The sequence below is a fragment of the Cerasicoccus maritimus genome (assembly GCA_031296935.1).
Taxonomy (GTDB): Bacteria; Verrucomicrobiota; Verrucomicrobiia; order Opitutales; family Cerasicoccaceae; genus Cerasicoccus; species Cerasicoccus maritimus.
In genome coordinates, this window is record JAVDPD010000012.1 from 126898 (window position 1) to 149494 (window position 22597).

At 56.5% G+C, this 22597-nt stretch carries 14 protein-coding genes; 8 read left to right on the forward strand and 6 right to left on the reverse strand.

Going from position 1 to position 22597, the window contains the following annotated elements; genetic code table 11:
- The first annotated feature begins 24 nt into the window (after positions 1-24).
- The 5 genes from RBB62_RS09560 to RBB62_RS09580 all read left to right on the forward strand — a co-directional run bounded on the left by RBB62_RS09560 (position 25) and on the right by RBB62_RS09580 (position 9654).
- Positions 25-3036: a DUF748 domain-containing protein gene (locus tag RBB62_RS09560; protein WP_309398544.1), complete on the forward strand. Its 3012-nt coding sequence runs from the start codon at positions 25-27 to the stop codon at positions 3034-3036.
- A gap of 838 nt (positions 3037-3874) precedes the next feature.
- Entirely contained in the window at positions 3875-5821 is a 1947-nt protein-coding gene (locus RBB62_RS09565; protein WP_309398545.1) for a hypothetical protein, read from the forward strand.
- Between the two features lie 146 nt (positions 5822-5967).
- Entirely contained in the window at positions 5968-7386 is a 1419-nt protein-coding gene (locus RBB62_RS09570) for a vWA domain-containing protein (RefSeq protein ID WP_309398546.1), read from the forward strand.
- A gap of 160 nt (positions 7387-7546) precedes the next feature.
- Entirely contained in the window at positions 7547-8116 is a 570-nt protein-coding gene (locus tag RBB62_RS09575; RefSeq protein ID WP_309398547.1) for a flavin reductase family protein, read from the forward strand.
- 143 nt (positions 8117-8259) lie between these two features.
- A complete protein-coding gene (locus tag RBB62_RS09580) occupies positions 8260-9654 on the forward strand; it encodes a hypothetical protein (RefSeq protein ID WP_309398548.1) in 1395 nt (464 codons plus the stop codon).
- 129 nt (positions 9655-9783) lie between these two features.
- Here the strand turns inward: RBB62_RS09580 and RBB62_RS09585 are convergent, their stop codons facing one another.
- The gene (locus RBB62_RS09585; protein ID WP_309398549.1) at positions 9784-11385 is read right to left on the reverse strand and encodes an FAD-dependent monooxygenase; all 1602 of its coding nucleotides are present in this window, start codon (positions 11383-11385) and stop codon (positions 9784-9786) included.
- Positions 11386-11872: 487 nt separating this feature from the next.
- Here RBB62_RS09585 and RBB62_RS09590 point away from each other — a divergent pair, with 487 nt between their 5' ends.
- On the forward strand, positions 11873-13027 hold the full coding sequence (locus RBB62_RS09590; RefSeq protein ID WP_309398550.1) for a hypothetical protein: 1155 nt from the start codon (positions 11873-11875) through the stop codon (positions 13025-13027).
- A gap of 38 nt (positions 13028-13065) precedes the next feature.
- Here the strand turns inward: RBB62_RS09590 and RBB62_RS09595 are convergent, their stop codons facing one another.
- The 4 genes from RBB62_RS09595 to RBB62_RS09610 form a co-directional block, all read right to left on the reverse strand.
- Positions 13066-13737, reverse strand: a complete 672-nt coding sequence (locus RBB62_RS09595; protein WP_309398551.1) for a hypothetical protein — start codon at positions 13735-13737, stop codon at positions 13066-13068.
- Positions 13635-15032, reverse strand: coding sequence for a hypothetical protein (locus tag RBB62_RS09600; RefSeq protein ID WP_309398552.1), 1398 nt, complete (start codon positions 15030-15032; stop codon positions 13635-13637). The genes RBB62_RS09595 and RBB62_RS09600 overlap by 103 nt, the downstream gene beginning before the upstream one ends.
- Positions 15033-15204: 172 nt before the next feature.
- Positions 15205-16308 (reverse strand): 3-isopropylmalate dehydrogenase, encoded by a 1104-nt coding sequence (gene leuB, locus RBB62_RS09605; RefSeq protein WP_309398553.1) that lies wholly within the window; start codon positions 16306-16308, stop codon positions 15205-15207.
- 147 nt (positions 16309-16455) lie between these two features.
- Complete coding sequence (locus RBB62_RS09610; RefSeq protein ID WP_309398554.1) at positions 16456-17877, reverse strand: sugar porter family MFS transporter; 1422 nt, start codon at positions 17875-17877, stop codon at positions 16456-16458.
- An 86-nt stretch (positions 17878-17963) separates the two neighbouring features.
- On the opposite strand from RBB62_RS09610, the gene RBB62_RS09615 reads away from it, so the two are divergent.
- Positions 17964-19919: a sulfatase family protein gene (locus tag RBB62_RS09615; RefSeq protein ID WP_309398555.1), complete on the forward strand. Its 1956-nt coding sequence runs from the start codon at positions 17964-17966 to the stop codon at positions 19917-19919.
- A 166-nt stretch (positions 19920-20085) separates the two neighbouring features.
- Here RBB62_RS09615 and RBB62_RS09620 read toward each other — a convergent pair whose 3' ends face one another.
- Complete coding sequence (locus RBB62_RS09620) at positions 20086-21270, reverse strand: KamA family radical SAM protein (RefSeq protein ID WP_309398556.1); 1185 nt, start codon at positions 21268-21270, stop codon at positions 20086-20088.
- Positions 21271-21391: 121 nt separating this feature from the next.
- Between RBB62_RS09620 and RBB62_RS09625 the strand changes: the two genes are divergently transcribed.
- Positions 21392-21706, forward strand: coding sequence for an ArsR/SmtB family transcription factor (locus RBB62_RS09625; protein ID WP_309398557.1), 315 nt, complete (start codon positions 21392-21394; stop codon positions 21704-21706).
- The last annotated feature ends 891 nt before the right edge of the window (positions 21707-22597 follow it).

Sequence of the window (22597 nt, forward strand, 5' to 3'; positions counted from 1 at the left end):
GGAAGTTCACTACCCTTGACCAACATGGCGACTACTACATGGAAACGTTGGGTGAAGCGTCTGGGCATTACAGCCGGGATCATGTTTGTATTATACGTGATTGGCGGCTTCTGGGGTGTCCCACTAATCTTACGCTACTATGCGCTGCCCTCGCTCAACGAAAAAGTCGCCGGCCATGCCGAAGTTGAAGCGTTTTACAGCAACCCCTTCACTTGGGAGCTGACTGTTAGGGGCTTCAAGGGCTACACGCCCGATGGCATGGAAGCCCTCAGCTTCGCTGAATTTCGCATCAACGTGCAGCCAACGTCCGCCTTCAGCGAGGAAAAGGCGATCAAGGAAATCTACCTCGACCAGCCCTTCCTGAATTTAGTCATCAACGAGGAAGGCAAAATCAACATCATTTCCTCGCTTGAGCTTCTGCAAGCCAAAGCTCAAGCGCAGATCTCCGCCGTTGAGCGGGAGGAAAAGGCCTTTGTCATCCCGCAAATCCACATTGGTAGCCTGCAAGTCATCAACGCTGGCATGAGCACCCAGATCGATTCGTTCGGCCGCCCCTTTGTCCGCGTAGTCAAGGACCTCTCGTTCACGATGAACGACATCCATACCAATTCAAGCCACGACAACCCCTACGACTTGCACCTCGAAACTGAACGTGGCGAGAAAATCCTGGTCAATGGCGAACTCCGGCTCGACCCACTGAGCTCTTGGGGCCAAGTATCCGTCAACCAACTTGACCTCAAAGACTTCGATGTTTTCGTGGGGAACAAAGTTGGCTTCGACCTGGTAGACGGCGTGCTCGACGTGGCCATCAACTACAATTTCCTGCCCCTCGCCGACAACCCACGCATGGAGGTTTTTCAAGGAGACATCACCTTGAAAAACATGCAACTAGTCCCCCGTGACCAGCCAGACCAACCCTTCGAGCGCATTGACAAAATGCACATCCGCGGCGCTCGGCTGGACCTGATGAACAGCGAGGTTGGCTGCGACCTGTTTTCCATCGAAGGCGGCTTCCTAAAGGTCGTTCGTGAAAAAGACGGCGTGCTCAACCTCATACGCTACATTACCAGCGAGGAACGTCAGGCCGAGATTGCCGCCGAGACCGAGCGCGAGGCCAACGCAAAGGCCAACACCCGCCAGATCCGTCTCGGAGTTGTATCCGCAGACATGGACCTTGGCATCGCCCTCACCTCAGCGTGGCAGCAAATTCAAGAACTGGTCGAGCTCAAGTGGGCTCTCTCTGCCGGGCAGGTAGACCTCTCCGGACTCAGCCTCACTTGGCGTGACGACTACCTCGCCACCCCCGCTGAACTACGCTGGACAGAGATTGCCCTCAAGGCGCAAAACCTCACCAACGGCGACAAACCATTTCCCTACGACTTAAGCCTCGTCATGAACGACACCGGCAAGCTCGCGCTCAATGGCTCCTTCACCGCCACACCCGCAACCACAGATTTCGAAGTCTCCGCTGAAACCATACCACTGCAAGTCATCTCGCCCTACATCACGAACATTCTCGATGTCGACTTGATCAGTGGAGACCTGAGCGCCACCGGAAAAACCGCCATTGCGCTGCCCGACGACAAACTGCCGCAGCTCACTGCCGAAATCAACGCCCAGCTCGCCAATTTGCAAGTCGACTGGACCGACCGCGTTGGCCCGTTGGTTGCTTGGCAAAACCTCGCCATGCAGGCCGTCTCGATCACCACGGAACCCATGGCTCTTCTGGCGGAACAAGTCACCGTCACCGCGCCCAAGCTCTACGCAGAGCGACTGGCCGATGGCTCCATCCGCATCCCCATTCCGACGACTAAGGAAGCAGCGACGCCCGCAACAGAGCCCACCGAGCCCGCGACTACAGAGTCCTCGCTGCCACCCATCGATTACACGGAAGCCAGCCTCACGCTGACTGAGCTCGTGGTTGAAAACGGCACGGTCACCATCCTTGACAACGCCGTGAGCCCAGCCATGCAATTCAGCTCGACCGATATCCAGCTTCGCGCCGGCCCACTGGCCTACCCCAACATCGAGCCTGCCAACTTCGACCTCGCCCTGCAACTGAGCGATGGCCCCACCGGCGGCGTTAAGCTCAGCGGCGCACTGGATCCGCTCCAGCCTTTCGAGGCCACCGAGCTCAGCGTAAAAACGACCAACGTCACCCTCACCCCATTCGCTGCCTACGCCGTGCCAATCATTGGGCGCCCGCCGACCAGCGGCAAACTCACCGCCAACCTTGGCTACTCGATCACCACAGGTGAAATCCAGGGCAACAACAAGATGCAAATCAAAGACATGCGCTTCGGCAAACGCCCGGCAGACACCAAGGCCCCCAACCTACCGCTTGATCTCGGTGTGGCTATCCTGGAAGACAGCAAAGGCGTCATGAACATCGATGTACCCGTCTCCGGCAACATCAATTCACCGGATTTCTCCCTCGCAAACATGATCAGCTACGCCCTCGGCAATGTGATCGAAAAGCTCGTCACCGCGCCCTTCTCAGCCCTCGGCTCGCTCCTGCCCGGCAACGAAGAAGTCGGCAACTCGATTGCCTTCGAGCCCGGCATGGCCACGCTCTCACCGGCCGCCACCGAGGTAGCAACAGGCCTCGTGACCATCCTCCAGGACCGCCCGAATCTCCTGCTCACCCTGACACCGTCCATCAACCCCGACACCGACGGAACCGCCCTGATCAACACCAAATTCCAGGCCATGCTCCAAGCCCGTATGGAAGCTGAAAATGACGATGACAAAGACGCCACCGAATATCTATACAACGCGCTACCGAACAAAGCGGAGACCACGCCCAAGGCCAGCGACCTCACCCTCGAACAGCAGCAAATGGCGATCAAGGACACGATTCAGCTGACGACCCAGGACTTCTCCGAACTCGCGCAAGCACGCGCCGACGCGGTCCTCACTGCCTTGACCCAAGGCGGCCTTGCCTCCGTGCGCGCCAAGGTCATTGAAGCCGACGGCGCCCCTTACGCCCAGGACGGCGCCAAAATCGAACTAGGCCTTAGCGCAGACATCGAGTAGACTACCCGCGCACACCTTGAGAACCTCCACACGCTCAGCCCCCGATATGGAGTGCGCCAGCCCTCTGGCGCTTTTAGCATTTTGCGTAAGCGGAGAAGGTTCGTATCTGCCTCGTTCCATTCGAAAGCGCCAGAGGGCTGGCGCACTCCATATCGCAAATTAGCGCACGGGCGCTTTTACCTTTTTCCCCATTAAGCTTTTTCCTTCCGAAACCCGCAGGGGGCGGGGGAGGGGCGGGGGGGGGGGGGGGGTAAACCCGCATTTTTCATTTTCAAAGAACACTGCCCAACCCGCCCGCTCGCCGTTAATCAGGCGCAGGTGGGACCTAGGCGGCCCAGAGGCCACCGACTCAAGCGGCGGTTACTAAGGCGGATGGTGTTGGCTCGGGAGGTGCATAAGTGTGTAGGTGTGTAAGTTGCGAGTTGGAGTGGAAAGGAACGCGAAGCTTTAGCGAGTGCATGCGTTGAACGAGCGTGATGCGATGAGGCAGCGCAAACACTCGCTGAAGCTTCGCGTTCCGACAGTGAGGCAACAAGATAGCCTTGTTATGTGATCAAGAAAACACTATACCACGGCACCACTGGCGCCAAACAAAAAATGAACACCCGAGCACTTTATTAGTGAGCAGCTCTCACTATTAACTCGTGCTGGGCATCAACGGGTTACAGCGTTATTCATCCAGCTTGAGCGATTTGGCTCCGTAATTTTCGCGTCGAACAAGGAGACTTGAGCGAGACAAGCTGTTTTTTTCACCGTTGACCCGCCAAATTACGCAAACAAGTTATATATCCCTTAATCGTTTGATTAAAGCTTCCCCCCTCAAATACCCAACTATTTTATGAAAATCGCCCTCCCAAACGCACACCCTGCGCAACAACTGGCGCGTAGCCTCGTGACCGCCGCCTGCCTGCTCACGGCTCATCATGCCGTGGCGGAACTCCGTGTTGCCGAGATTTTCTCGAGCAAAATGGTTCTCCAACGCGAAAAAGACGTGCCGGTATGGGGCTGGACCGACCCCGGTGCCAGCGTAAGCGTCAGCTTCGATGGCCAAACCGTTACCACCAAAGCCAACGCCAACGGCAAGTGGATGGCCAAACTCGCGCCAATGGACGCCGACGCCACTGGCCAAACCATGAGCGTCGAGACCACCAACGGCGACAAAGTTGAGTTTACTGATGTGCTCGTGGGCGAAGTATGGCTGGCTGCCGGCCAGTCCAACATGGTCGCGGGCGGGCCGGACAAGCCGACTGGCGTTTATCCATTTTACCAGAGCCCGGACACCGCTACCGCGCCAATGCGCTTCCGCACCTTTGGCTTTGGGACCAATCAGGAGCCCGTGGAGGACTTTCCCAGCGTCTACCGCGACGACGCGAAACAGGAATGGAGTGACCTTCAGTTTGAGAAGGAGTCGGCGATCCCACAGTATTTCACTCGTGTGGTGCGCGACGGCATCGATGTGCCCGTAGGCATGATCCGCGTGGCCTTCCCTGGCACCAACCAAACCGCCTGGATGTCCAAGGAAACCCTGGAGTCCTTCGATGGCAAAGGCGGCAACTACTACCTGGAATACAAAGCCGGCAAAGACAAGGGCCTCGCCGAAAAGCCCAAGGAAACCAGCGACGGCGAAACGATCTCCACCTACGAGGAATTCACGGAATACCAGAAAAAGTGGATCGCCGACCCCAAGGGCAAGGGCCGCTACCCGGGCGGAAAGCTGCGCGAGATGGACTTCGTCAACTGGCCGACCACGCTTTATAATACACGCATCCACCCGCTGGCGCCGTTTGCGATGCGCGGCGTAATCTGGCACCAGGGAGAGGGAGGCCCTCGCGGCAATTATGACGAGCGCCTGATTGCCATGTTCAAGCAGTGGCGCGAGCTCTTCGGCCAGGACTTCTATTTCATCTGGGGCACGCTTAGCCGTGACAGTCGTCAAAGTCCACCAGTCGAGCCGACCCGCACCAAATTCTACCGATCCTTCACCAATCTGAGCCTCCGCAACGCCAAGCAGCTGGCCGACGACAAGATGGAATACGTCGAGTTCTATGACCTAGGCCACTGGAACACCCACTGGATCGAAAAAGCAGAGTCGGGCCGCCGTATGGGCCTGGCCGCACTCGACCTCGTTTACAACCAGGACCACCTCTACACCGGCCCGCGCATGAGTGAGATCAAGGCCGAGGGAGGGAGCGTCCTAGTGAAGTTCACCGACGTCGGCGAGCGCCTCATATACGAGCCCAATATCGAGGGCACAAGCGGCGTCGTCCTGATCGGCACCGACAAGACGGCCGTCTGGGCAAATGTGGAAGTGATCAACAAGGATACGATTAAAATTTCGCATCCAGACATTGCTGAAGCAGCAGTCGTTAGCTACGGTGCAGCGACCAACCCGGTGGAGACACTGTTCAACTCCGCTGGCCTGCCCGCCTCGCCGTTCAGCGAGACATTCAAGGACTTGGGCCGCTACACTGACCCCAAGCCGGTTATCGCACTCGTTAAGAAGCTGGAGAAATCCAAGGCAAACCTGGGCGTGGGCCACGTGCGCCGCGATGGCTACTCCTTTGACTTGACCGACCGCAAACCGGGCGAAGTCCCCGTGCAAGCCTACGTCTCCAGTGAGTGGCCGGATGTCGCCGTGCAAACTCAGGGTGAACCCGTGCCATTTGAGACCACCGAAATTGACGGCCATAAGTATGTAACCTTTACCGCGAAAACCGACGGCAAGCCCTACGCCGTCACCACCAAGGCCAGCGCAGCCAAGTTTGTTCCCATCCACCGTTACTAAATGCGATGGAAGTGATAGGGGAATGCTCAAGCCGTTGATAAGAATTGACAGCGGTTTGGGCGTTCACTTCACTATTCAAGGTGCCTTGGTTTGACATAACTAAGGCTCTACGCGCCTTGGCGCATCACTCCTTGCCTTTTACACCCATGCCCAGAAGAAAGAAAGTTAACCTGCCGCTGATCGAGGTTGTCGCGATCAGTCTCATCGTGCACGTGGCCGGCTTGTTCGTCCTCGGTGGCCTGACCATCTGGCAGGCGATGAAGCCGGAAAAGCCTGAGCTGGAAGCGCCCGCGATTCCGCCGCCTCCGCCGGAGCCGCCGCAGCACCAAGTCACCCTGAAGAACTCGCAGAAGAGCAGCGCGCGCCCCAAGGCCCGCATCGCAGTCACCAACATTTCCCAGATCAACCTGCCGAATCTCGACGTGAATATGCCCGTCGTGGAGTCCAAGGTGGCTGTCGGCACAGGTGGCGTCGTTGGCGGACGTGGTGGATTTGACGGCGGCGGCGTGGACTTCTCGCGCTCCGCAGTGGACTTTTTCGGGATTAAGGACAATGGCGAGAACGTAGCTTTCATCCTCGATACCGCCAAAAGTATGGTGGAAAAGAAGCGCGGCGACGTCTGGGGCTACGACGTGGTAAAAGATGAGATCGCGGGCATGATCAACAACCTCAAGCCCGGCACTCTCTTTAACATCTACGCCTTCGACGATAATCTGGAGGTTTTTCGCCCCAAACCAGTAGCCGCCAGCACTGCTAACCGCCAGGCAGCTGCACGCTGGATTAGCCGCTTCTGGGAATGGGACAAGAACTCCAAGAAATTTACCTACACGGGCGCACGCGGTTATGAACACCTGCCCGATATGACAGACCTGCCAATCCGTCGGCAGAAGCTCGTGCGCGTGGAAGGCAAGAAGGATGACCCTAAGGCGAAATTTGCCCTTCAACCGCTGAGCGAAACCGTCCAGAAGCGGGGCGAAGGCAGCTCCCGTATGGACTTGGCCATCCTCGCCGCCGCCGAGAATGGCGCCGACGCCATCTTCATGATCACCGACGGCACCCCCAGCTTGGCTCGTGCTGTAACCGATCAGGACCTCAAAAATTACCAGCGCGCCTACATCGAATACCACCGCAAGAAGAGCAAGTTCCGTGAATCCAAGGAGTGGAAAGACTACCAGGAGGCCATGAAAGAATTTCGCAAGAAAATTGCGGATTACCAGGCTGACCGCAAGCGTCGCGGGCTGCCACCAGAAATCGTTGAGCACGGTTACCCGGGTGGCTTTAAGCAGCCCAGTGCTCCTAAGAACATCGGCTGGGCACCCAGCTTCTGGCACCGGATGCCCTTCGACATGTTCGTCAGCATGGTTGGCAAGCGCGTGAAGGAGCTCTACCGCCAAGTCCACAAAACCGAGCTGCCTCCGCTGCACGTGGTCGGCTACTCCACCGAAGACAAGGAGAAGAAAAACATGCAGGCGCTCCAAAAACCGTTCAAGGGTGGAAAATTCCGCAAGATCGAAGAAAAAGACCTCAAGAAGTTCGCCGAAGAGAACAAGGAGAACCAATCCTAACGCAGATAACAATTTAAGAGAAGGCGCAGACCAGCAATTCTGGCTGCGCCTTTTTGTTTGAGCTCACTTTTGACTTCGTCCACCGCTTACAACGACCCCCAAAGGCATTCACATGCTAATCGACTTCGCACATTTATCCAAAGTCCAGGCATACCATGTAATGACGCATACCATCACGCCGCGTCCCGTTGCCTGGATACTAACGCGCAATGAAAACGCTACGTATAATCTCGCGCCGTTTTCCTACTTTCAGTCCATCGGTAGCCAGCCGCCTACGGTCATGGTTTCCATCGGCTTTAAGCACGACGGCACTAAGAAAGACACACAGATAAACATCGAGCGTGAGCGTGATTACGTGATCCACATCCCGAGCACCTCACTCGCACCGCAAGTCAATCTCTCCGCCAAACCACTTGCCTACAACGAGAGCGAAACCGAGTTGTGCAATTTAGAAACCACCACCGTTGATGGCTGGCCGCTGCCACGCATTACCCAAGCACCCGTGGCGTTTCATTGCCAACTGAGTGAAGTCAACGTCATCGCCGGCATGAACGTGATCTTTGGCGAATTGAAAGAAGTTTGGATCTCCGACGAGGTACTCATGCCAGCGCCCATGAGTGACGACTTCCCCGATCTGCCCGACCCCGTGAAACTCGATCCCCTCGCTCGCCTTGGGTACATGAGCTACGCCCGCCTCAGCCACCCCTTTGAGCTCGAGCGCCCAAGCTAGCCAAGCAAAAGGGTAGCTCCTCAAGCCCTGAGTGAGAAATCAATCAGCGACGCCAGTCAAAGGCTTTCAGGCAGACTAAAGCTGTTGCATATCTTGTTATATTTCTCTCGCAAAGGGCCCATTCCTGCAGTTAGAAATTGAAGATGTCCATATTCCGCCCCCTGCTCGTCATTGGCGCTAGCCTTGCCCTGGCAAACATCACTCTGGCCGATGCCATTACATTTCGCGACAGCGTGGCGGTTGCCACCGACAACGACCGCGCCGTACTCGAAGCCTTTGTCGGCCACGCGGTAAACGCCGCCACGCCCGACGAAGCAAAGATCGACAAGGCCCTCAACCAAGATGGCGTCGAGATGCTTGCCTGGATTGATTTTAAAAACCTGGACTTGCTCAATACAGCCTACGAACTGACGGGCGACACGCAGTATCTCGACCTCTTCAAGCAAGGCATGCAGCCCTATATGAATCGCGTGACGGAGTTTAGTGATGGCTACCGCGGCTGGACCGGGGTGCCGATTCCCCCGCGCCGCCCGAAAAATAATCCAGACAAGAAGATCGAAGAAATTCAGATGACCTTTCGTGGTATCTACGTGATGGCGCGCTGGGTCGCGCTGGCGAAGACCAACGCCGAGTATGCCGCCGCCAACGAAGCCACGATCACTGAATACCTCGACCTCTGCGAAAAGGATCTCTTCCCCAAGTGGGATGCGCGCGGCTACTGGACCATGCTGCCTCACGCGGGCGGCGTTTACCACGGTCTGGATTACCCGGTGTTCACAGGCCCGTCGCTATCATTTGAAAAGCTGTCCATTATGGTGGAAGGCTTATTGGCCCTGCACGACGCCACGGGGAACGCGCTTTACCTGAAGCGCGCATTGCAGATAGGCGCGTGGTATAAGTCGAACCTCATCCTGAAAGACGGCGATCGCTACGAGTGGATGAGCTGGGTTCCCGCCGGCCCGTGGGACATTAACCCCGATAAACCCGACGCCTGGAAAGTTGGCTGGATGGGCCCGGACCCCAATGCTGCCTGGTATGTGACCTCACAATCCATCGCGCTCAACCTCTACCAACGTGGGCTACTGTTTGACGATGAAGACATCGCTCACTTTGTCCAAACCGCCAAAACCAAATGTTGGAACGGCGACCTCGAAAACCCGGAGTTTGCAACCGTGGCCGGCGTGAAGAACAAGTGGGTCAAAGGCCAGTTCTTTGCTTTCCAACTGGCACCCTACGACGCAACGCTGACGGAATTTGGCTTCCAGGGCTACATGGCCAATCAAGCTTTGCAGAACAAAGCTTCCAGCTGGAAGGGCGGCGTGATGGCCAACGAATATGTCATGAATAAGTTCGTCCTGGCCCCTCAGATCGTGGCTGGCGCCAAACAACCAATGGCCGCTGTCGGCGAGGCATTCCTGAGCAACGCGGACAACCGCGCATTCTATGATCGGCTCAACACATTTGCGATCCCAACAACGGCAGCGCCACCGACCAAACCCAGCATGATGTTTGCCGACCCGGCATTGGCTGACCAGTAATACCTAGAGATAACATGAAGTTGCCGGGTTGAGCAAGTGCTGGACCCGGTAACTTCATGGTATCTCTAGACTGCTGATAGCGGATTGAACAAGGATCGCGGCGTAGATGGCGTAGCAATTGCCCCAACGCTACCCGCCGAACGCCGCTTTCGCCGCTGTGGTCAGCGTCTCGGTGCCGCTCTTGGCCAGCGACGCCACCCGCGCGGCAACGTAGCCATCGGGGCGGACGAGCACCGCGCCGTCGGCCTCGATGCCATACTGCGCCTGAAAACCCGGGTGCACGATGAAATGCAGTTTGGTGGCGAGCACGCCTCTCAGTGGCCAGTCAGGTGAGTCGAGCGCCGCTTGCCAGCGATCGCCCTCCGGCGTGGTGAGCAGCGCGCAGCCGTCGCCAAAGAGATCGAGGGTCGAGCGCTCTTCACTCATCCAGAGATGGGGGGCGCGTTCGCCGGGGCGCCCGCTGGGCGCGTAATCATTGAGTGGGTCATCGCGCGTCCCAGCGTCGCTTCCGTCAGGAGCAAAGGCGCCGCTTTCGTAGCGTAGACCGAGGTCGAGCCCCAGCAGGCTGCCCGCGCGTCGACTGTTGGCAATCTGCTCACGAGCTCGGTCCCAATCGCCGCGCATCGCACACTCAACGATGGAGTAAATCTCCATGAAGTTGTTGTTACTGTTTTCAGAGATGGCGGCCGCCGCGCCCAGGCGTTCGCTTTCGTAGGTGGCCAGCAGGGATTCCGGCGCGTCGCCTTTGATGACGGCTGCCAGTTTCCAAGCCAGGTTATGCGCACCCTGAAGGCCGGTATTCATGCCCATGCCGCCACTTGGCGAGAGGCGTGCTGCGGAGTCTCCCACTAGAAAAAAGCGCCCCAGTCGCCACTGCAGCGCGATTTTCGGGCTCATGACCCACGGCAGGATCGAGATGATTTCTACGGGCACATCTGGCTGACCCGAGGCCTGCTTGATGTGTTGGGTCATTCGCTCCTCGGGGTAATCTTCGGCAGACTCACCTTCTTCCAGAAAGTGGTGCATCAGCCACAGATCGTGGCCATTTACGCTCACAAAAAATTCCATGAAGTCAGCGCCCACTGCGTTGTAGAGCAGCGCTTTACGTTCGGTTAGCAGAGGGCCGTAATTCGCGCGAAAATAGGTGTTGATAAAGTGCCCCAAGTCGCCGGGGCCTTGAACTTGGATGCCAAGCTTCTCACGGATTTCGCTGCGCGCGCCATCGGCGGCAATCAGGTATTGCCCAGTGACGGTTGTCTCGGCGCCCGTATCGCGGTCGACATAAGTTGCGGTCACGCCGTCTTCGGTTTCGGCAGTTTGCGTGACCTGCTGGTAATGGACAATTTTGGCAATGCGGCTTGCGTTGATCTCGCGCGCGATAACGGCCTCGGTGTGGGGTTGAGGCGCATGAAAACGCACACAGGGGGTCACGGCGTCGGCGTCCTCAACGTGGGGTGTGCGGCCAAGGATTTCGCCTGTGAGGCCTTTGCTCCAAATGGTGAGGTCGTGCGGTTCTTTGGCGGTCAGGTCGGCCGCGCGCATGCGCTCGTAGAGCCCGAGCTGGCGATAAATTTCCCCGGTGCGCCGCATGATGCCCATGGCTTTCGGATGAATCGAAATGTCGGGATGCCGCTCGATCACGAGACTGGATACGCCCATGCGCTCCAGCAAAAGCGACGTTAACAGCCCACAAGGCCCACCCCCGACTATGATAACATCGTAATTGTTCATGCGAGTTTTATTTAGCCAGAACCCGTATGGGGCTTAAAGGAAAAAGATACAGTGGTCCGCCCCGGCTGAGTTATTCGGGGACGAGCAATGCTGCGGCATTCAACCCGAATAGAGGTTTGGCATCGTTGAAGTCAGACTCCTTGATGGGCAGAAAGGTTTTACCTTCGTTATGCGGTTTTTGATTAATCGAAGTGCCCTACAGTCTCTGGTAGGGTATAATGTAATCTTAGGATTGACCAAATCGGCCCTGTCTAATAAGTATTTTCTTTAAGTTTATACCCTATTTGTCCGATTTCATGAATGGGGATTTCTCACGACTCACTCGACTGGGCGAATTTTGGTATGCTAGCCGTCAGTAATGTGAATCAGTTGGGCAGCCTCACGGGGAGGATGAATATTGAGAAAGACATGGAATAGGCAGTTTAGTCAGCGATGGCATTGGCAGAAATGCGGTGCCGTAATTTGCGTATGTCTATTACAGTTCGGCTTGAGCTCCAGCCTTGTTGGGCAGACCTGGACTGGCGCCACCAACAGCAGTTGGGGCACGTCTACGAATTGGTCGCCAAACGCAATCCCGGGCAATTGGGCCAGCCGTGGCGCCATTGTTTACCTCGACGACACTCCGGGTGCAGATCAAACCATCACAGTGGGCTACGATCGGCAGTTGTCGGAGCTCCAGATGACGAGTTCATACGACTACACGCTCAATTCCGGTGAGCTGAAATTTAATTACAATGACAAGACGCTGAGCTTCAATGGAACGGGCGATCTGACCATCAACGCCAATGTGGTCTTCACTGGCGGGGGCGATGGCTACATCGACGCCGACGGCAGCGGGATTCTTTACCTCAATGGCAACGTGGCGGGACAGAGCTCGACGACGGTCAACTTTATTGGCAGCGGCGAAACGGTGATCAATGGCGATGTCAGCGGAGGAACCGAGGTCACGTTATCGGGCACGGGAACGAATACTTTCAACGGCTCATTTGGCGGGGGGACAACGATCAACGTCGATGGGGGGACAAACATTATCGCCAGCAGCATCGGTGGCGGCGCCGATATCTCGGTCAATGTCAGTTCGGGTAGCTTGAGCGTGGAAGGAGATATTGGCGGCGGGGCGGATATCGATGTTTCGCAGGGGCAACTGGCGCTTTCGGGCACGGTTGGGAGTGGGGCTGGCATTGTCATCGAAAGTGGCGGCACCTTGCTGCTTGAGGACGGCGCGGATCTCTCCGGCGGAGGCAGTAACGTGGAGCTAAACGGCGGGACGCTCGCGGTCACTGCGGACGAGGTGAGTGTCTACAGCTTGACCTTGTCGGCGGACTCAACCATCGACCTGATGGATGACGAAGATGCTGATATATATTTTGGCAATATCACCGGTGACAGCGTCGTGAATATCGTCAACTACGACTCAACGGAGCAGCTGACCTACAACGTGGGCGGCTCCACGATCGATGTGCCCACGCAAATCTTTTTTGATGGTGTGCCAGCGACGGTGATTAACGGCAACCAAATCGTCCCCAGCGCCTCTCCGATCCCCGAACCAGCGACTTACCTGACCGGCGCGCTATTGGTGCTGTTGGTTGGAGCTTGGCAAGGGTATGGCCGATATCAGGCGATTAAATGCGTAGAAAGATGATTAACTTCATGCTGCCGCTTGGTTTCAGGATGAGGTACTTATTCTTGGCCTTTTAGAAAAAGATCATAGTCGGCGAGGAAGGCCTCAGTTTGGTACGAGGCGCGATTGACAATCTGGTTGAGGCAAGGAACTGGCAAATAGTTGAGCAGCACTTGCTCCATGCCGATATCTCCAAAGCGCCGCATATTTTTCCGGAACGTCAGGTATTCGGGATCGTTGTTTTCTTTTTCCTCGGGCAGACCTTTTTGTTTCCGATGAATCTCACGCGCGTAATTTTTGAATACCTGTACGAGGATGCGATCTGTTATTTTCGTGTCCGCTCGCTGGTCGAATAATTCTGCCCAGTGCTGATAAAAACTGATCAACAGATTTATGCGGTTTGGGTCCTGCTTAAGTAAGGCAATTTCGCTGCTTAAATTGATCTGATCAAGGAGGTGTCGAGTAGCCAGGAATTCGCTAATTGGACGAGTGAAGACACCGATATCCTGGTTGGTGCGGTTATGTAATTGTGCCAGGGCAAGACGAATGCAGCGCTCAAGGGTGTGCTTGTTGGAGGTGAATTGTTGGGTCTCAATAAACTTTGGCATGAGCGCCAGTTGCTCTTGGTTCAGTGGTGGCGCATTCTCGTATTCGTAGGCGTCGATGGTGGGCTCCCAAAGGCTTTCCGGTAGGAGCGGGTCGCCTTCGCCCAGCCATGCGATTTCCAGCAAGATGAAGTAGGCGTTCTGGGGATCAAGCTGCTGGCATTTTGGATGAGCGGTAAGACGACGGCTGGATCTTTATCCGAATTCAGCTTATACGCGAGGGCGGCTTGCTGGATGGCTATCGCTTCGGGAAAGCGCTCGGCGAGCTTTTGAATGTGGACCGCTTTTACTTCGGCAGGAGTCAGCATGACATAGCCGAGCGCCAGATCGGGGTTGTCAGTCGCGGCTGCTTTCGCGAGGAGTTCATCCACGGGCAAGTGATAGATGCCAGGCTTGAAGAGCATGCGTTCGCCTTGGAGGCGCGCGATGAAGGGGTCGCCATTGCCCGTGAGGCCAAAGGAATCCGGAGTTGGCGTCGCCAGTAGCTGAGCCCAAGCCGCGTGCTGCATTGATTCTTCAGGCGCGTCGAGCCGACGTTGAGCGAGCGCATGCAGGTAGGTAGCTGCAGGACTGCTGGGTTCTAACATCGCGGCGAGGTTAAACATCAACTTGGCCTCTGCGTAGTCGCCCATTTCGAAGAGCGCACAACCGCGCAAAAACGCCGCAAAGGCATCGTTCGAATCTTGATCGAGAATGTGCAGGTAAGCTTGTTCAGCTTCGGCGTATTGCCCCAGGAAGAAGCTGCGGTTGGCTGCATCGAGTTGGGCAGATTCATTGGCCTCGAGCGCGGCTTGCCGGTTGTCTTCAATGCCTTCAAACAGTTGCGTGAATGTGTTGTTGAAAGTATCAGCCAGTCCAGTTGGATCGTCTTTGGGCAGACTACTCAAAAAGTTCCGCATTGGTTGTTGTTCGAGCTTTTGTACTCTCGCCCGGAGGACTACCGGGTCTTCCATTGCGTCCCAGTCGAAGCCATTGGGGTGGGCCTCCAGCCAGTGCTTCCAGGCTTCGGGAGTGGAGTAGGTTTCTCCGGTGAGTAGGGAGAGCATGGCGTTGGTTAGCTGATCATCAAATTGATCGGTATTGCTTAAAATATAGCTGGCTCCTGCGGTGTCGTGCGACAGCATGCCGGCGAGTTTTCCCAGCTCCAAAGTCTGTTCGTGCTTGTTTAAGGAGCTCATGTATTGGGCCGCGTCCTCATATTCCAAGCTGCACAGGTAGTAAGCGAAAGCCAGGTTTGGTATTACGTCGTCACCGCTTTGCCAAAGGGCCTTGAGCGGTGCGACATCCTCGTCTTCGTCAAAAGAATCAATCGCGGCATCCAAGGCCTCAAATTGTTCATCGTTAAACAGTTCCTCAAAGCCGAAGTTCTCTAGCCAGTCGATATTCCCCGAACCCGATAGCGCGGAGGCCGAAATGGTCATCAGAAGAAAGAGTGTAACTTTCCTAATCACAACCAAATGTATCTGCTCTGGCTAGCAAACTAGCAACAAAAAAGGGGCCCCGTTGCCAGGGCCCCCACTTCAGTCAGAGTAAAACTTTTTCGTCGTAAAGGAAATGCGCCAATGGTGCCTCTCCGATGCAACGGGACGTTGCCTAGAGGCGCTCGATGATGGCGGCGGCCATTTCTTTGGTGCCGACCGGAGTCTTGCCGAAGGCGATGTCGCCGGTGCGGACGCCGTCTTGAACCGCTTTCTTAACGGCGTTGCCGATGCGGTCGGCAATGGCGTCGTAGCCGAAGCTGTAGCGGAGCATCATCGCGGCGGAGAGAATCTGCGCGCACGGGTTGGCGATGCCTTGGCCCGCGATGTCGGGGGCGGTGCCGCCAGCTGGTTCGTAGAGGCCAAAGGGCTTGTCGAAACGGTTTTGGCTCACGCCGAGGCTCGCGCTGCTCATCATGCCGAGGCTGCCGCAGATGACGCCCATTTCGTCCGAAAGGATGTCGCCGAACATGTTCTCGGTGAAGAGCACGTCGAACTGGTTCGGATCGCGGGCGAGCTGCATGGCGGCGTTGTCCACATACATGTGGCTCAGCTCGAGGTCCGGGTGGTTCTTCTTAAAGTATTCAGTGACGGTCTGACGCCACAGGACGGAGGTTTCGAGCACGTTGGCCTTGTCGACGGAGCAGACCTTCTTGCCGCGGCCATAGGCGGCGACGGCGGCCACCTCGGCGATGCGCTCGATCTCGCTGGTCTTGTAGATCATGGTGTCGAGGGCTTCCTTTTGGCCGTCCTCGAGGGTGCGCGTGGCCTTGGGCTGGCCAAAGTAAATGCCGCCGGTCAGCTCGCGAATGCAAACGATGTCGATGCCGTCGGGGATGCGTTCGGTCTTGAGCGGGGAGGCGTCCACGAGCTCAGGGAAGAGCAGGCCGGGGCGGATGTTCGCGAAGAGGCTGAACTCCTTGCGCAGCGGCAGCAGGGCGGCGCGCTCGGGCTGTTCCTTGGGCGGGAGGGATTCCCACTTCGGGCCGCCAACAGAGCCAAACAGGATGGCGTCGGCCGCGCGGCAGACTTCGAGAGTCGACTCCGGCAGGGCTTCGCCGTGGTTGTCAATGGCGATGCCGCCGACGTCGGCGCTCGAGAAATCGAGGGAGATGCCCTCGGGTTTGGTGGCGGCGGAGAGGACCTCCAACGCAACGTCCATGACTTCGGGCCCGATGCCATCGCCGGGCAAGACTGCAAATTTCAGGGTTTCGCTCATAAGGAAACCTTTCAGGAAGCGGCAGGAACTCAAAAAGGCAATGCCTTTTTAAAGTTCGAAAGTGTGTCGGTTCGTAGGTGTGAAAGTTCGTCGGGTCAAAAAGTTGAATCGAAGATCGTTTGTTCTAAGCAGCTAAACTTTTCGAACTTATCCGTTCTCCATTTCTTCGAGCGTGAGGCCCTTGGTCTCCCTGACGATCGCTTTGACCACGAAGAATGAGATCAGCGCGAAGGCCGCGTAGAGACCGTAGGCACCGCCGAGGCCGATCGTGCCGAGCAGGATGGGGAAGGTCATCGTGACCGTGAAGTTCGTGCCCCATTGGCATAGCCCGGCCACTGCCAGCGCTGCCCCGCGAATGCGGTTGGGGAACATCTCACCGAGCATAACCCACATCACTGGCCCCCAGGAAATGCCGAAGCACACGATGTATAGATTCGCGCAAATGAGCGCCGCCATGCCGGCAGGGCCGGTAAGTTGCAGGTCGCCGGTTTCGCTGACTCCAGCCGTGCCAAAGATGACCGCCAGCGCGCCGAGGAAGATGGCCATGCCCGCCGAGCCGGTCAAGAGCAGCGGCTTGCGACCCCACTTGTCCACGAGGCCAATGGCGACCACGGTCGAGACGACGTTGATGATGCCGCCAATGACGTTGATCATCAACGCGTCGCCTTCCGTGAAGCCGGCGGCTTTCCACAGCACGGCGCCATAGTAAAAGACCACGTTGATGCCGACGAGCTGTTGCAGCGCGGCAATGGCCAGGCCGACCCACACCACGGGGTGGAGTTTGCGGGTGGTTTCGTTGATGAGGTCGCTGAACTTCGGTTTGCGCTCGCGGTTGACTGTCTTGCGGATGTCGGCGACTTTTTGGCCGGTATTTTTGTCCGGTGCAATGCGGTGCATGATGTCCTTGGCCTTCTTTTCCCGCCCAGTGGCAATCAGGTAGCGCGGCGACTCAGGGATCAGGAACAGGCCAAGGAAAAACAGGCCGACGGGGATCAGCTCTACCCAGAACATCCAGCGCCAGGCGTCGTAGCCCATCCAGAATTCCTGGCTGGCGCCGCCGGCGGCGCGGGCGATGAGCCAGTTGGAGAGGAAGGCAATGAACAGCCCGAGCACGATCGCCATTTGCTGAAGGCTGGAGAGGCGTCCACGGTAGGCTGCGGGGGCTACCTCACTGATGTAAGCCGGGGAGATGATACTCGCGGCGCCCACGGCAAAACCGCCAATCAGGCGGAAGATAATGAAGGTTAACGAGTCGTTGGCAATGCCCGACCCAAACGCGCTGAGGCCAAACATGATGGCGGCGGCAAACAGCGCGGCGCGGCGGCCAAATTTATCTGCGATGCCGCCAGCCATGAAGGCACCCGCCGCGCAGCCGAGGAGCATGGAGGCGACGTTGAATCCGCTGCCCAGGTTACTGGCGCCAAAGGCTTTTTGGAGGGCGTCGATCGCGCCGTTGATACAGCCACTGTCGTAGCCAAAAAGGAAGCCGCCGAGTGCAGCCACACTTGAGATGAGAATGATGAAGCCGAAATTGACTTTTTCATCAACGGGGGAGGTTTCACGGAGCATAAGCAATTTGAGGGGTGTTATGTGTTGATAACGGACAACACTCTCACTGTCAAGTAGCTCTGGATTTTTTCAGAGTCATTATATCGATGCGGGAAATTAATACAGAAAGCAGTGTATCAGCAGGAATAAAGTTGCTGCGAAGCGCTTCTAATGCATTTTGCAATAATCCTACTATGAATAGACGCTCGTTTCTCCAATCTTCCAGCGTTATGGCTGGAGGAGCGTTGCTCGGATCGAGTAACGAAACACAGGCTGCTACTGCGCCTGATCGCCAACCAAAGGCTGTTCTCGGCAAGCTCCCCAGTAAGCCAAATATTGTAATCTTCATTAGCGACCAACAGCGTGCGACGATGCACTTCCCGGAAGGATGGGAGGAGGAAAACCTGCCGACCATGACCCGACTGAAAAGCACCGGTTTGAGCTTCAATCGCGCCTACTGCTCAACCGCGATGTGCTCACCAAGTCGTAGCGCGCTTTTTACCGGACTTTACCCAGCGCAGACCGGTGTCACCCAGACGTTGAGTGATCTGACGGGAACTTTTGATGGCAATGATTGCGCCGCTCTGTCGGCGGCCGAAGTTCCCCTCAGTCCCAATTTTCCAACACTCGCCACGGTGCTCAAAACGGCTGGCTACCGCTGCTTCTTTAAAGGTAAATGGCACCTGACCAAGCCTGACCCAGCTACGGAAGATTCTCTGTTGCCCTTTGGCTTCGAAGGCTGGGATCCGCCGGACGCAGGCCAGGACACAAATCCCTTGAACGCTGCTGGTGGGCCGAATCAGAATGATGAACGCTACATCAGTGATGCCTTAAACTTTATCGAGAATTATAATGACGACGCGCCCTTCTTGCTCGTCGTATCCCTGGTAAATCCACACGATCTTCTCGGGTATCCCGGCACGCCGAGCCAGCCATTTTCAGATTTTGATTATCCTACTTCTTATTTGGAAGGGGATGTCGCGCCGCCGGTAAACAACAAAGAGAATCTTGCGGATGCGTATAACAGTTATGATGTCACGTTGTCTGGCGGTCAAACTGTGCCTTTCGTAGTGTTCCCGAGTTTCAAGCCGAGTGCCCACCTCGACTTCCTATATTCATCGATTGGTTTAGGGCCGCTGACCACACCTTTGGTTGAATATAATTATATCAATTTCTATGCGAATTTGATCAAGAAGGTCGACAACCAGTTTGGCGAAATCCTAAGGGCAATGGATGATCGCGGGTTTACAGATAAATCGTTGGTGTTCCGTATGTCGGATCACGGCGAACATGGCATTGCTCATGGTGGATTACGGCAGAAATCATTCACAATGTATGAGGAGGCGTTGCGGGTGCCGATGGTCGTTTCCAATCCACAACTCTACCAAGGCGGATTTGAAACGGACGCCCTGATATCGTTAATCGATATGGTGCCGACTATCGGTAATCTCGTAGGCGCCCCAAATATGGATCAATACATATTCAAAGGTACGGATATGTCGCCCATTGTTCAGGACCCTTCCAATAACCCGCCGCAAACTTCGCTCCTCTTTACCTACGACGATATTCGTTGTGGCCAATGTTTGCCGCAGGTGGTTCCACCGCCGAACCGTTTGCGCGCCCTGATTACGGATCGCTACAAATACTGCCGCTACTTTGACGGCGATGGAGTCGAGCCCGAGCAATATGAAATGTACGACTTGAAATTCGACCAGTTCGAGATGGATAACGTGGCGAACGATGGTCATCCTCGACACGGTGATTATGCTACGGTGCTCATGCAAATGAGTGACATGCTTGCGACTGCGGAGGAGACCAAGCTCGCACCGTTGCCAACTTACACGCCGCAGGTGGTCATCAATGACAACTCCGGCAATCTCACCGTCAGTTGGAATGCCGAAGCAGGCGTGCCCTACCAGGTGCAATTTTCCGAAGATCTCGAAGTCTGGACCAATACGGGTGATGTGATCATCAATGCCTCTGGCGGCGAGGAATCCTTCGACGTCACCTCGCTCTACACCAACAGCGGCGAGTCGATGTTCTTCCGCATCATCGCGGTTTAGGGAAAGTCTCAGCGATTTGATCTTTAAGGATGTTGGCAAGGTGGAGCCTGGTGTCCCTACCAGGCTTCTTTGCCTCATAGCCAATCAGACGGAAAAGCCCGGTAGGGATACCGGGCTCCGCCTTGTTGAAGGGGCTACAATCTTTACGGAATCTCTCGCTGGATAATTACACGAGCAGCGGCTCGGCTTCGGGGGCGTTTTCGAGGTCGGCTTCCTTGCCTGCGATGAGCGGGTAGCTGTAGCGACGGCCCTCGAAGTTGCGGAAGATGATTTCCTCGTCGGTGACTTCCTGGATGTATTCCGGGTTGATCGGCACCTTGCCGCCGCCGCCGGGAGCGTCGATGACAAACTGCGGCACGGCGTAGCCCGTGGTGTGGCCGCGCAGGTGCTTGATGATCTCAATGCCCTTGCGCACATCGGCGCGCAGGTGGCGGCTGCCGGTGATCAAGTCGCACTGGTAAAGGTAATACGGGCGCACGCGCATCATCAGCAGGCGGTGCACGAGGGACTTCATGACCTGCGGGTCGTCGTTGACGCCCTTGAGCAGCACGCTTTGGTTGCCAATCGGCACGCCGGCAAAGCTCAGGCGTTCGGTCGCGCCGTAAAGTTCTTCCGTGCATTCGCGCGGGTGGTTGACGTGGATAGACATCCAGATCGGCCCGTGCTTTTTAAAGATTTCGCACAGCTCGTCGTCGATACGCTGCGGCAGGAAGACGGGGATGCGGGAGCCAATGCGGACAAACTCTACATGCGGAATCGCCTTCAGGCGGCCGAGCAGGTAGTCGAGCTTGCGGTTGCCGAGCAGGAGTGGGTCGCCGCCGGAGAGCAATACGTCGCGCACCTCGGGGTGCTCTTCGATGTATTTCAGGCCGCTCTCAAACTCGGGGTGAAAATTGTAATCCTGCGCGTTGGACACCAGTCGGCTGCGGGTGCAGTAGCGACAATACGACGCGCAACGGTCCGTTACGAGGAAGAGCACGCGGTCCGGGTAGCGGTGGACGAGGCCTTTGACCGGCATGTCGCCGTCTTCGCCCACGGGGTCGAGCAGCTCCTCGGGCGAGGTCTTCATCTCGCCGCCATGCGGGATGATCTGCCGACGGATCGGACAGTTCGGGTCGTTGACGTCGATCAGGTTGAAATAGTAGGGGGTGATCGCCAGCGCGAGCTTCTGGTTGGAGAAGTAGCAGGCCGCTTTCTCGTCCGGCGTCAGCTCTAGGTATTTTTCGAGCTGTTCGACCTTGGTGATGCGGTTTTTGAGCTGCCACTTCCAGTTGAGCCAGTCTTCGGCGGGGACGTCCGCCCAGTGACCCTGGCCTTGGTGCCAGTGCGCGAGGTTGTCATTCGGTTGCATGGTAGCGTAACACCGTGTGCGAAAATTGGGATAATGCAAATAAGAATTTAAATATTTAAATTCATCTATACGTTTGCCAAGGGCGCAAAACCCGCTTTATTGTGGGGCGTTTAATAGAGACATGCCAGACATCGAAGACGAGTTAGCCAAGCAACTGTGGGCGATTGGAGACATCACCCGCCTGCGCATCCTGCGCCTGTTGCCCGACAAGGCCGACTGCGAGCACGGCAATAATGTCTCGAAAATTGCGGAAGAATTAAATCTTTCGCAGCCGACGATTTCCCACCACCTGCGCGTGTTGCGGCAGGCGGGCATCGTCCAGCACGAGAAAATGTGCCGGGATTGCTTTTACTGGGTCGACCGCGACGCCGCGCGCGCCGTCATCGAGCGCATGGAAAAGCTGCTGCTCGAAAGCGAGCCCGTGACCAAGGCCTAATTGGCCGTCTCTCCGGTGCTCTAAGTCGTTGATTCCCAAGGTGGATTAATAGTGAGAGCTACTCACTAATAAAATGCTCAAGTGAGCACTTTTTGTTTGTGCGAAAGCGGAGATTGTTTAGTGTTTTATTGATCACTTGATTCAGCCTGTGCGTTGCCTCTCAGAAGGTAGGGCGCAGTCTCCAGACAAGCCGCCTGCATTGCCTCTAAGCTTTCAATCGAGGACTCTGAGGTAGCGCAGGCTCGTCCCCGCGCCGCGCCCCATGCTGATGGTTTCTAATCAACGATTTAAAGATGTAGGCGTCGCGCAAGCGCGAGCCCTACATTCAGTCAGATTTCTTAAAAGCCACTCCTCTGCGGCGGCTTGTCTAGAGACTGCGCCCTACCTTTCCACTCCAACTTACCCACCTACACACTTATGAACTTTCCCCATCACCATCCGCCTTAGCCGTCGTCGCTTAGGTATCCCAGTCGACGCCATGCGGGGGCATTCGCTCCGCGGGCGTTGCTACGCCGCGTAAACGGGCCCATTCGCTGACTGCCTTGGTGACAGCAAGCAGTCAACCGACGCCCAATGTTTTGCGCGAAGCGCACTTCGCCCGACGGACTATGCCAGTCTGCCCAGCGCAGCGTCGACGTATTCAATGTGGCACCTGAGCCGTGTTGGCCCCACCTGCGCCTCATTTCCGGCGAGCGGGCGGGTGGGGCAGTGTTCTTTGAAAACGAAAAAACAGTTTTTACCCCCCCCCCGCCCCCTGATCGGCCAAGTTAGACGAAAAGTGCTGCTATGAAGTTTTTTGAGTCAAGCATGCTGTTTGTTGTTGTTCGGTTCTGAAGTCCTCCCTCGTTTGCTCGCTTGTTTTCAAGCGGCTTATACTGCTATGCGCGCGCG